11 protein-coding genes and 1 rRNA gene are annotated in these 10,860 nt (G+C 65.7%); 8 read left to right on the top strand and 4 right to left on the bottom strand.

The features are described from left to right. From rrf to G3N92_RS08160, 3 genes are all read left to right on the top strand, one after another. A 5S ribosomal RNA gene (rrf, locus tag G3N92_RS08170) occupies positions 1 to 103 on the top strand; the annotation flags it as partial. A gap of 222 nt (positions 104 to 325) precedes the next feature. Beyond that, positions 326 to 568 (top strand): DUF3717 domain-containing protein, encoded by a 243-nt coding sequence (locus G3N92_RS08165; protein ID WP_206126954.1) that lies wholly within the window; start codon positions 326 to 328, stop codon positions 566 to 568. Between the two features lie 178 nt (positions 569 to 746). Beyond that, positions 747 to 2,171 (top strand): DHA2 family efflux MFS transporter permease subunit, encoded by a 1,425-nt coding sequence (locus tag G3N92_RS08160; RefSeq protein WP_206126953.1) that lies wholly within the window; start codon positions 747 to 749, stop codon positions 2,169 to 2,171. 18 nt (positions 2,172 to 2,189) lie between these two features. Here the strand turns inward: G3N92_RS08160 and G3N92_RS08155 are convergent, their stop codons facing one another. Both G3N92_RS08155 and G3N92_RS08150 read right to left on the bottom strand, forming a co-directional pair. Beyond that, entirely contained in the window at positions 2,190 to 2,885 is a 696-nt protein-coding gene (locus G3N92_RS08155) for a 2OG-Fe(II) oxygenase (protein ID WP_339385850.1), read from the bottom strand. A 232-nt stretch (positions 2,886 to 3,117) separates the two neighbouring features. Next, positions 3,118 to 3,936, bottom strand: coding sequence for an IclR family transcriptional regulator (locus tag G3N92_RS08150; protein ID WP_206126951.1), 819 nt, complete (start codon positions 3,934 to 3,936; stop codon positions 3,118 to 3,120). Between the two features lie 178 nt (positions 3,937 to 4,114). Between G3N92_RS08150 and G3N92_RS08145 the strand changes: the two genes are divergently transcribed. From G3N92_RS08145 to G3N92_RS08125, 5 genes are read left to right on the top strand one after another with little or no spacing between them, the layout of a single operon-like run. Beyond that, a complete protein-coding gene (locus tag G3N92_RS08145) occupies positions 4,115 to 4,879 on the top strand; it encodes an ABC transporter substrate-binding protein (RefSeq protein WP_206126950.1) in 765 nt (254 codons plus the stop codon). A gap of 5 nt (positions 4,880 to 4,884) precedes the next feature. Continuing rightward, a complete protein-coding gene (locus G3N92_RS08140) occupies positions 4,885 to 5,553 on the top strand; it encodes an amino acid ABC transporter permease (protein WP_206126949.1) in 669 nt (222 codons plus the stop codon). Beyond that, complete coding sequence (locus G3N92_RS08135) at positions 5,553 to 6,311, top strand: amino acid ABC transporter ATP-binding protein (RefSeq protein WP_206126948.1); 759 nt, start codon at positions 5,553 to 5,555, stop codon at positions 6,309 to 6,311. The genes G3N92_RS08140 and G3N92_RS08135 overlap by 1 nt, the downstream gene beginning before the upstream one ends. Next, positions 6,308 to 7,609, top strand: a complete 1,302-nt coding sequence (locus G3N92_RS08130) for an FAD-binding oxidoreductase (protein WP_206126960.1) — start codon at positions 6,308 to 6,310, stop codon at positions 7,607 to 7,609. The genes G3N92_RS08135 and G3N92_RS08130 overlap by 4 nt, the downstream gene beginning before the upstream one ends. Positions 7,610 to 7,669: 60 nt before the next feature. Continuing rightward, positions 7,670 to 8,014, top strand: coding sequence for a cupin domain-containing protein (locus G3N92_RS08125; RefSeq protein ID WP_206126947.1), 345 nt, complete (start codon positions 7,670 to 7,672; stop codon positions 8,012 to 8,014). A 51-nt stretch (positions 8,015 to 8,065) separates the two neighbouring features. Here G3N92_RS08125 and G3N92_RS08120 read toward each other — a convergent pair whose 3' ends face one another. Both G3N92_RS08120 and G3N92_RS08115 read right to left on the bottom strand, forming a co-directional pair. Further along, complete coding sequence (locus G3N92_RS08120) at positions 8,066 to 9,646, bottom strand: inorganic phosphate transporter (protein WP_206126946.1); 1,581 nt, start codon at positions 9,644 to 9,646, stop codon at positions 8,066 to 8,068. 232 nt (positions 9,647 to 9,878) lie between these two features. Then, positions 9,879 to 10,769: a DMT family transporter gene (locus G3N92_RS08115; RefSeq protein WP_206126945.1), complete on the bottom strand. Its 891-nt coding sequence runs from the start codon at positions 10,767 to 10,769 to the stop codon at positions 9,879 to 9,881. Positions 10,770 to 10,860 lie beyond the last annotated feature (91 nt).

The raw sequence follows: 10,860 nt of genomic DNA, 5'->3' as shown, positions 1-10,860 counted from the left end.
TAGCGAGTCGGTACCACCCCTTCCCATCCCGAACAGGACCGTGAAACGACTCTACGCCGATGATAGTGCGGATTGCCCGTGTGAAAGTAGGTAATCGTCAGGCTTCCTCCTTCAGAACCCCCGCTGCCAAGGCAGTGGGGGTTTTGTCTTTTCCACTTCCGATTTGATTCATTAAAAATCGAAGTGCGCCGATACGGCGAATTGCAGTGGTATGCTACGCGTCCCCGATACGGATCGAATTGCATCCGTTATCCGGTCATTCAAATGACGCGATGAATTGGATTATTTAGATAATCCGATTCATCGGGATCGACAGCAAGGAATCATGACTGCAACTTCCAGCGATAAAGCGACTCAGCCGATTTCCATCGTGAGAATTGAATCCGCGATCAATGCCTGGCGTGAAGTGTATGTGCCGGCCGAGATCCACGACGACTACGCGCTCGACAGCGCAAGCAGTTGTCTCGCTGAAGTATATGGTTCGATGATTTTCCACGGCGAATCGAGCGTCGAGCTGAAATCGCTGACGCAGGACCAGCGCGACGCGCTGCTCGCGACCGAAGTTTGAGCCGGCACGGCAACCCGCCGCATCGATAAACCCGCGCGCCCGCGCGGGGCTCCGCCCCTCGTGTCACGCAATCGGAGTACCATCGTCGCCGCAACGCACGGATGCTCGGCGCGCTTCAAATCGCCCGCACGCCTCTCGGCATTCTCCGCCTGATCCCATTCCGCTCGACATATTCCGTATGACCGACAGCAGCGTCGATCGTCGTCAGACGACAGGTTTCCTTCCGTATCTCGTGGCCGCGACCTTCTTCATGGAGTATCTCGACACCACCGTGATCGCGACTGCGCTGCCGCAGATGGCGAAATCGTTCGGCGTCGGCCCGAATGCGCTGAGTCTCGGGATGACGGCCTACATGCTTGCGCTCGCAGTGTTCATCCCGATCAGCGGCTGGATCGCCGATCGCTTCGGCTCGCGCACGGTGTTCGGTTCGGCGATTGCGGTGTTCACGATCGCATCGGTGCTGTGCGGCCTGTCGGACAGCGTGGGTACATTCACCGCCGCGCGGCTGTTGCAGGGCGTGGGCGGCGCCATGATGGTGCCGGTCGGGCGGATGATCGTCGTGCGCAGCACCGACAAGGCTCAGCTGATGCGTGCGATCGCCACCATCACGTGGCCCGGCATCGTGGCGCCGGTGGTGGGGCCGCCGGTGGGCGGCTTCATTACGACGTATGCGTCGTGGCGCTGGATCTTCCTGCTCAACGTGCCGCTCGGCATCGCCGCGCTGGCGTGCGTGATGCTGCTGGTGCGCAACGAGCGTTCGGAAGAAGCGCGTCCGCTCGACTGGCTCGGTTTCGTGCTGTCGGGCGCCACGCTGACCTGCATGCTGTGCGGCACCGAAGCGGCCGGTCAACAGGATGCGAATTTCGTCGAGGCGATCGCGCTGATCGCCGCTTCCGTCGTGTTCGGCGCGGCCGCCTGGTGGCACGCGAAGCGCACGCCGCATCCGTTGCTCGACTTCACCACGCTCAAGGTGCCGACGTTCTCGGTCACGATCTTCACCGGTTCCTTCACGCGCGTCGCGATCAACGCGGTGCCGTATCTGCAGCCGTTGCTGTTCCAGGTGGGCTTCGGCATGTCGCCGTTCCAGTCGGGGTTGCTGCTGCTCGCCAGCGCCACCGGCAACCTCGGCATGAAGGCGCTGACCTCGTGGATTCTCGACCGCTTCGGCTTCCGGCGCGTGGCGCTGGTCGACGTGACGATCGCCGGTTTTTCGACGATCGCGTGCGGCTGGCTGACCGCGTCCACGCCGCTCGTCATCACGCTGGTGGTGGTGTTCGTCTACGGCCTGTCGCGTTCGATGCAGTTCTCGACGCTGGCCACGCTCGCGTTCGCCGACGTCCCGCCGAAGCAGACGAGCGCCGCCAGCACGCTGTCGAGCGCGGCGCAGCAGATGACGATCGGCATGGGCATCGCATTCGGCGCGATGTCGTTGCGGCTCGCTTCGCTGCTGCGCGGCGACGCCACCGGCACGCACTACGTGATGGCCGATTTCCGCTGGGCGTTTCTGGCAGCCGGCGTGCTCGCGCTGCTGACTTTGCCCGGCTATGCGCGGATGGCCGCGAATGCCGGCGATCGGCTGCGCGCGAGCGTCGCGAAGCGCTGAACGCCATGCATGGCGCGCTTACTGCGCGTCGTGAAAAATCACCCCGAGCGTGTGCCGATGGCCCGAGCGCAGCCGGCTCACGCCGTGGCGCAGGTTGACGCGGTACACGCCGCGCGTGCCCTGCACCGGCCGGCCATGCACGGCGAAGATCGCCGCGTCGCCGCGCTCGAGCGGCACCACCTCCGCGCGCGATTGCATGCGCGGGCGCTGCTCGGTCAGCACGAACTCCCCGCCCGTAAAGTCCTCTCCCGGCTGCGACAGCAGGATCGCGACCTGTAGCGGAAAGACATGCTCGCCGTAAAGATCCTGATGCAGGCAGTTGTAGTCGCCCTCGCCGTAGCGCAGGATCAGCGGCGTCGGCCGCGTCTGGCCGGCCGCATGGCAGCGTTGCAGGAACGTATCGTGATCGGGCGGGTAACGCGTGTCGATGCCGAGCGCGCGGTGCCAGTCGTTGGCGACCGGCGCGAGCGGCGCATAGAGATCGCGGCGCAGCGCGGCCAGTTCGGGCGGAAGCGGATAACCGAAGTAACGATATTCGCCGCGGCCGAAGTTGTGCTGCGCCATCACGATACGGCTGCGATACCGCGCCGCGTCGTCGTAGCCGGCGATCCACGCGTCGCAGGCGCGGCGATCGAGCAGGCCGCGCACGACGGCCACGCCGTGCGCATTCAACGCGTCGCGAATCGCGCGCCAGTCGCATGCAGCGGGCACCACGGAAGATGGGGAAGGGGAGGCTGACGGAAACGGCGAATGCCGTTCGAGGCTGGCAGTCACGATGGATCTCCGCGCAATGGGCTGGCGATCATCGTAGAGGCCGCGTGTTCGTGCGGCGCTCCGAATCTTGCGCGGCAATCCGCTTGAACCTGGCAATGCCAAGACGGGCCGAGCCAGGCAGCCGCTCACCCAGGCAAGCGGAAGCGGCTGGAATGCTCATGCCGCCACGCGTTCAGCCCAGTGCGCGCGCCGAGTTGCAAATTGCACGAGCGGATTGCAAGAGGGGCGGGGCCAGTTTTGCCTCCGCTTCCGCCAGTGTCCATCGCGACGTGGGGGCGACGATGTGGACGGCGCCCAACGGGCGACCCTTGCTGCCGATGATCGGCGAGGCGACGGTCATGTCTCCGAGGAACATCTCTTCGCCGTTCAGCGCGTAGCCGCGCTGCCGGGTCAGACGCAATTCGTCCATGATCTCCTCGATCGACGTCTTGGTGCGCGGCGTCAGTTGCACGCGCTGGGCCTGTTCGATCAAGGCGCGCGCCTCGCCTTCGTGCAGGGCGCTCAGATAGGCGCGCCCCGACGCCGAGCAATACATGGGAATGCGGCTGCCGATCGGCATGTGCAACGGGACGAACTGCGCGCTGACGAATCGCGCCAGGTACACCATCTCGTCGCCGTCGGGCTCGGTCAGGCAGGTCGTTTCCGACGTGACGTTCGTCAGTTCGGAGAGAAACGGATTGGACAGGTCGATCAGCGGATCGGCCGTCAGGTAGTTGTAGCCGATCTTCATGACCTTCAGCGTCAATTGATAGCGGCGCGTCACCGGGTGTTTGCGCAGATAGCCGAGCTGCTCGAGCGTGTACACCATGCGCTGCGCGGAACTCTTGTTGATGCCCGATGCGGTTGCGATCTCGGCGATCGTCATCGTCGGGCGTTCCGTGTTGAACGCCGACAGCACCGAGAGTCCCTTCTCCAGGGACTGGTTGAACAGCAGGTTGCCCCCCTCCTCGGCATCGGTCGAGCTGCCCCCGTCCTTCGTGTTCGCATTCATCGCTGTTGCGCTCCGTGTGTTTTTGTTCATACTTTTAAAAATCGCATATCGATTCTAGTGATTCGAATAATGGTTTTCAAGTATTAAAGAATAATTTCTCGGGTTCGATAATTGCCATACTCCAGCTCAGCATCGTCGCGCCCGAGGGCGTTTCCAGAACCTTGAAGAGGACATCAACGTGACCACCATCAACCGCTTCCGTCGCAACGCCCTGATCCTGTGCCTGGCCTGTCATGTTCCGTTCGCCTGGGCGCAAGGCGCGGCCCCGACGTACACGGTCGGCGCGACCGCCACGGGCATTCCGTTCACTTTTCTCGATATCAAGACCGACAGCCTGCAGGGCATGATGATCGATACGGTCAACGCGCTGAGCAAGGCCGGCGGCTTCAAGGTCAACGTTCAGCAGACCACGTTCTCCGCGCTGATCCCGTCGCTGACGGCCAGCAAGATCGACATCATTTCCGCTGCGATGCTCAAGACGCCGGCGCGCGAAAAGGTCGTGGCGTTCAGCACGCCCGTCTATGCGTACGGCGAATCGCTGATGGTCCGGGCGGACGACAACAAGGCGTACACGTCGCTTGACGATCTCAAGGGAGAGGTCGTCGGCGCGCAGGTGGGCACGATCTTCCTGGACATGCTGAACAAGAACGGCTCGTTCAAGGAAGTGCGCAGCTACGACTCGATTGCGGACATGGCGCGCGACCTGCAACTCGGGCGCATCAAGGCCGGGCTTGGCGATCAACCGCTGCTGGCCTATCAGGTGCGCAACAAGACGTTCCAGGGCGTGAAGGTGGTGGCGACCTACAAGCCGGTGAACGTCGGCGACGTGTGCCTGGTCGTGCGCAAGGACGACACCGCGACGCTGGCCCGCCTCAATCAGGCCATCGCCGCCATCAAGGCGGACGGCACGCTGGCGAAGATCGTCCAGAAATGGGGGATGTAAGCGCGATGGATTTCGCTTCCTTCCTGAACAACGCCGTCGATTTTCTGCCGATCCTGCTCAAGGGGGCGGTGGTCACGGTGGAGGTCACGGTGCTGTCGTTCCTGCTGAGCAGCGTTCTGGGCCTCGGCCTGGCGCTCATGAAGCTGTCGCCCGTTCGCGCGGTCGCGGTTCTCGGTTCGACGATCGTCAACGTGGTTCGCGGGCTGCCGATCATCGTGCAGCTGTTCTACATCTACTTCGTGATGCCGGACATCGGCATTCACCTCACGGCGTTCCAGGCCGGGGTGATCGGGCTCGGTATCGCGTACTCCGCGTATCAGGCCGAGAACTTTCGGGCTGGCATCGAGGCGGTGGACGCCGGCCAGCGAGAAGCCGCGCAGGCGATGGGCATGCGCGGCGGCCTGATCCTGCGTCGGGTGATCCTGCCGCAAGCGTTTCGCATCGCGTTGCCGCCTTACGGCAACACGCTCGTGATGATGCTCAAGGATTCGTCCCTGGTATCGACAATCACGGTGGCCGAAATGACGCGCGCAGGCCAGCTCATCGCCACGTCGACGTTCCAGAACATGACGGTGTACACGCTCGTGGCGCTGCTCTATTTGTTGATGAGCCTGCCGCTTGTCTACGGGTTGCGGAAGATCGAGAACCGATTCGGTACGGGGCGCAAACGCTAATGATCGAGATTAAGAATCTGCAAAAGCGCTTCGGCGCGCATCAGGTCCTGCACGGCGTCGATCTGCACGTCGATGCGGGCGAGGTGGTGTGCCTGATCGGGCCGTCCGGCTCGGGCAAATCGACCGTGCTGCGGTGTATCAATGGTCTGGAATCGTACGACGGCGGCTCGATCCAGGCATTCGGCGAGACGGTCAGGCAGGACAGCCCGCACATCCATCGGCTGCGCAGCCGCATGGGCATGGTGTTCCAGCGCTTCAACCTGTTCCCGCACCGCACGGTGCTGGAAAACGTGATGGAGGGGCCGCTGTACGTGCGCGGCGAGAGCAAGGCCGTGGCGCATGCGCGCGCGATGAGCCTGCTCGACAAGGTCGGGCTCGCGGGCAAGGCCTCGGCGCATCCGCCGCAACTGTCCGGCGGCCAGCAGCAACGCGTGGCCATTGCGCGCGCGCTGGCGATGCAGCCCGAGGCGATGCTGTTCGACGAACCGACTTCCGCGCTGGATCCCGAACTGGTGGGGGACGTGCTCGAGGTCATGCGCGACCTGGCGCGGGACGGGATGACGATGGTGGTGGTGACGCACGAGATGGGCTTTGCTCGCGAGGTGGCCGATCGCGTGTGCTTCCTGCACGGCGGCAAGATCGTCGAGGAAGGGCCCGCGGCACAAGTTCTCGGCGCGCCCACCCAGGCCCGGACGCAGGACTTTCTGCGCCGCGTGCTGCACCAACCGGCGCCGGCGGCGGGAGAATCGGCACGATGACGTCCTTGCCTTCGGCCGACACGCTGCCGCCGTCGCTCTGGGCGGCGACGGCCATCGCGGCACCGCCCACGCCAACGCTCGATGGGCCGATTCGAACCGATGTGCTCGTCATCGGCGCCGGTTACACCGGGCTGTCCACCGCCTTGCATCTGGCGCAGGCCGGTGTGGCCGTGTGCGTGGTCGACGAGCACGAACCGGGCTGGGGCGCGTCCGGGCGCAATGGCGGTCAGGTCAATCCAACGCTCAAGCACGATCCCGACGAACTGATTCGCATGCTGGGCGCCGCCCGCGCCGAGCGGCTCATCGACGCGGTGTCGAGTTCCGCGGATCTCGTGTTCGACCTGATCGATCGTCACGCGATCGATTGCGCGCCGGTGCGCAGCGGCTGGCTGCAACTGGGCTATGCCGAGAAGTCGGTCGAGGCGCTGCATCGGCGCGCGCGCCAGTGGGAGCGGCGGGGCGCGCCGGTCGAGCTGCTCGACCGGGCCGCGGTGACGCATCGCGTGGGGACGACGGCGTTCGCCGGCGGATGGCTCGACGGGCGCGCCGGTGCGCTGCAGCCGCTGTCCTATGCGCGGGGGCTTGCCGACGCCGCGCGGCGGGCGGGGGCGTCGATTCACGGCGGATGCCGGGTCACGTCGCTCGAACCGAGCCTCATCGATGGCAAGCGCCATTGGGTGGCGACCACCTCAACCGGGCACGCGGTGAGCGCGGAACGCGTCGTCATCGCCACGAACGGCTATACCGGGTCGCTATGGCCGAACCTCGCGAGCACGCTGCTGTGCGCCAACAGCTTCATCGTCGCGACGCCGCCGTTGCAGGGCGACCAAGCCGCGTCGATTCTCGCGCGCGGTGAAACCGCGTCCACGGCGCAGCGGTTGCTGCTGTATTTCCGGAAGGATCATCAAGGCCGCTTGCTGATGGGCGGGCGCGGGTTCTTCAAGGATCCGACTTCGCCCTCCGACTTCGCTCACCTCGAACGATCGCTGGCCTTGCTGTTTCCCGAACTCGGCCCGATGTCCTATGCCTATCGTTGGTCCGGGCGCATTGCCGTGACGCGCGATTTCATGCCCCACATTCACGAGCCCGCGCCAGGGCTGACTGCCGCGTTGGGCTGCAACGGGCGGGGCATCGCGCTGTGCACGAGCTTCGGCAAGCATCTCGCCGACCGGCTGACCGGACGCACGGATTTTCCCTTCCCGGTTTCGGACATCAAGCCGATACCGTTGCATCAGTTGCAGCGCTTCTATATCGGGGCCGGCGTGGCGTTGTACAGCCTGCTCGACCGATTCGGCTAACCCGGTTTTCACGAAAGGAACGAGTTCGCCGCGCGATCCGCGGCGACCGCAAAACGCACCATGACGATTCAGATCATCAAGCAGGCGCTCTCCGTCGCGCTGAGCGACAGCGGCCCGGTCGGGGCGCCGCTCGGCGTGCCGGTTTGCACGACATCCGGTGTCGGTTTCGAGAGCGCCGATCCGAACGGCCTGCAAGCCGGCGTATGGGCGTGCACGGAGGGCAGCTTTCAGCGTCAGGTCGAGACCGGCGAGGTGATGCACATCCTGGCGGGGGCGGGGAGCTTCACGACGCGGGAAGGCGTGCGGTACGACTTCAATGCCGGCGACACGCTGTATTTTCCGCCGAACACGCACGGTACCTGGCGGATCAGCGAAGCCGTTCGCAAGGTGTACGTGATGGTCTGAGTGCGGTTTCGGCAGGCCATCGAGCGGCGGCCGAAGCCGCCGCCGCGATCCTCACGCGATCGCGTGGAACACCCAGTACAGCCCGCCGGCCAGCACGATCGAGGCCGGCAGCGTCAGCACCCAGGCCAGCACGAGGCTGCGCACCGTGCCCCACTGCAGGCCCGAACCGTTGGCGGCCATCGTGCCCGCCACGCCCGACGACAGCACGTGCGTCGTCGACACCGGCAGGCCGTACATGTCGGCCGCGCCGATCGTGATCATCGCCACGGCTTCGGCCGATGCGCCCTGGCCATATGTCAGATGCTGCTTGCCGATCTTTTCGCCGACCGTCACGACGATCCGCTTCCAGCCCACCATCGTGCCGAGGCCGAGCGCGAGCGCCACGGCCACCTTGACCCAGGTCGGGATGAACTTGGTGGCGTGGTCGAGCTGCGAACGGTAGTTGTTGATCGCGCTGCGGTCGTCGGCCGAGAAGTTCGGCTGCTTGGCCTTGTCCATCAGGCGGATCGCTTCGGAGACGAGATACATCGTGTTGCGCACGTTGTCGACCTGGCCTTGCGGCACGTTGGCGATCGAGCCGGTCGAGCCCACGGAGGCGGCCAGCGAGTTCGACAACTGCTGCACGGCCGGCAGCGTGTCCGGCGTCAGTTGACGCGTCTGCACGTACGTCTCGACCACGGCGCGCGGGTGGGCCGGGGCGGCGACGCCGTTGGTGTACTTGCCGAACGTGGCCGAAGCCTGATGCGCGACCGCGATGAAGGTCTGCGTTTCGGCCGGGGTGACGGCCTTGTTCAGCGCGTAGGCGGTCGGCACCGTGCCGATCAGGATCAGCATGATCAGGCCCATGCCCTTCTGGCCGTCGTTCGAGCCGTGCGCGAACGACACGCCCGTGCAGGTCAGGATCAGCAGGCAGCGGATCCAGAACGGCGGCGGCTGGTCCTTCGGCGGTTCCTTGTAGAGCGCCGGCGCCTTGATCACGGCCTTCAGGATCAGCAGCAGCAGGCCCGAGAACAGGAAGCCCACCAGCGGCGAGAACAGCAGCGCCTTGCCCACGCCGCCGGCCTGGCCCCAATCCACGCCGCTCGTGCCCGACGCGCCGTGCATCAGCTGGTTCATCAGGCCCACGCCGATGATCGAGCCGATCAGCGTGTGCGAGCTGGACGACGGCAGGCCGAAGTACCAGGTCGCGAGGTTCCAGACGATCGCCGCGATCAGCAGCGCGAACACCATCGCGAAGCCGGCGCCGCTGCCCACCTGCAGGATCAGCTCGACCGGCAGCAGTTGCAGGATCCCGAACGCGACCGCGCCGCTCGAAAGCAGCACGCCCATGAAGTTCCAGAGGCCGGACCACACCACCGCCACGTTCGGCGTCAGCGAGTGCGTGTAGATCACCGTGGCGACTGCGTTCGCGGTGTCGTGGAAGCCGTTGACGAACTCGAAGCCGAGCGCGATCAGCAGCGCCACGCCGAGCAGGATGTACGGAAACAGCGAATGATTGCCGACCGGCGCGAGATCCGCGAGCAGGTGGGTCAGCACGTAGCCGCCCCCTGCGACGAGGATGACGAGGAAGACGATCAGGCCGAAGCCTTTCGATCGACCGAGATCGATGGAAGACGAGGTAGGTTGGCTCATGGCAGGTGAACGGTGGGCGTGTGAGTAATTTGATCGCCCGATCCTAGCGCCCGCACTTAGGCAGTTTCGTGACAGTTAACGATTGCCCTGCCTGGTTCGGCCTGGCCGCCTTCGCGTCGGTCGAATTGACAGCGTCATCGTGAAACCGTGCCGGACCAGGTGGTAAGTCGTGCCGCGCAGGCTTCGCCGCGCGGCAGTCGCTTAGTCAATCTAGTCAACCCGGCCGGTTTGTTCAACCTCGCACGGGCCGCGCCTCCGGCGCACCGGCGAAACGCCGCGCGCAGGCCACGCACGCCACCACCACGGCGGTCACGGCCAGCATCGAGGCCGGCACCGCTTCGTGCAGCAGCCACGCCGCGAGCAGCAGCCCGAAGAACGGCTGCAGCAGTTGCAACTGGCCCACGCCCGCGATGCCGCCGAGCGCCAGCCCGCGATACCAGAACACGAAGCCGATCAGCATGCTGAACAGCGACACGTAGGCGAGGCTCCACCAGGCCGGCGCGCCGATCGCCGCGAACGACGCGGGCCGGCTCGCGATGGCGAGCGGCAGCATCAGCGGCAGCGACAGCACCAGCGCCCACGAAATCACCTGCCAGCCGCCGAGCCGGCGCGACAGCCGCGCGCCTTCCGCGTAGCCGAGCCCGCACGCGAGGATCGCCGCCAGCATCAGCAGATCGCCGGGCAGCGAGGCGCCGCCGCCGTTGCGCAGCGCGAAGCCCGCCACGGCGGCGCTGCCCACCGACGAGAACAGCCAGAACGCCGCCTGCGGCCGCTCGCCGCCGCGCACCACGCCGAAGATCGCCGTTGCGAGCGGCAGCAGACCGACGAACACGATCGCATGGGCCGACGTGATGTGACGCAGCGCGAGCGCGGTCAGCAGCGGAAAGCCCACCACCACGCCAAGCGCGACGATCGCGAGCGGCAGCAGGTCGGTGCGCGCCGGCCGCGTCTCGCGGAACGCGAGCAGCAGCGCAATGGCGATCAGCCCGGCGATCGCCGCGCGCGCCACGGTCAGGAACACCGGATCGAAACCGAGCACGGCGATGCGCGTCGCCGGCAGCGAGCCGCTGAAGATCAGGACACCGAGGAAACCGCTGAACCAGCCTTGGGTGGAGTTCTGCATGGTGGAGTTGGACGCCTGGGTCCGGAAGTCGTGAAAGGATGGGGCAGCATCCCACGCGCGCGCGTCCGGGGTAAGCTACGGAGCAGCACAA

Origin of the sequence: Burkholderia sp. Ac-20379 (assembly GCF_017104645.1) — a bacterium.
GTDB lineage: Bacteria > Pseudomonadota > Gammaproteobacteria > Burkholderiales > Burkholderiaceae > Burkholderia.
The sequence above is the reverse complement of the archived record's forward strand: the minus strand, read 5'-3'. Positions and strand labels throughout refer to the sequence as shown.

Excerpts from the sequence above, each read along its gene's own strand:
- G3N92_RS08165 (WP_206126954.1), top strand. The coding sequence starts at position 326 with ATGACTGCAACTTCCAGCGATAAAGCGACTCAGCCGATTTCCATCGTG.
- G3N92_RS08160 (WP_206126953.1), top strand. The coding sequence starts at position 747 with ATGACCGACAGCAGCGTCGATCGTCGTCAGACGACAGGTTTCCTTCCG.
- G3N92_RS08150 (WP_206126951.1), bottom strand. The coding sequence starts at position 3,936 with ATGAATGCGAACACGAAGGACGGGGGCAGCTCGACCGATGCCGAGGAG.
- G3N92_RS08140 (WP_206126949.1), top strand. The coding sequence starts at position 4,885 with ATGGATTTCGCTTCCTTCCTGAACAACGCCGTCGATTTTCTGCCGATC.
- G3N92_RS08135 (WP_206126948.1), top strand. The coding sequence starts at position 5,553 with ATGATCGAGATTAAGAATCTGCAAAAGCGCTTCGGCGCGCATCAGGTC.
- G3N92_RS08130 (WP_206126960.1), top strand. The coding sequence starts at position 6,308 with ATGACGTCCTTGCCTTCGGCCGACACGCTGCCGCCGTCGCTCTGGGCG.
- G3N92_RS08125 (WP_206126947.1), top strand. The coding sequence starts at position 7,670 with ATGACGATTCAGATCATCAAGCAGGCGCTCTCCGTCGCGCTGAGCGAC.
- G3N92_RS08120 (WP_206126946.1), bottom strand. The coding sequence starts at position 9,646 with ATGAGCCAACCTACCTCGTCTTCCATCGATCTCGGTCGATCGAAAGGC.
- G3N92_RS08115 (WP_206126945.1), bottom strand. The coding sequence starts at position 10,769 with ATGCAGAACTCCACCCAAGGCTGGTTCAGCGGTTTCCTCGGTGTCCTG.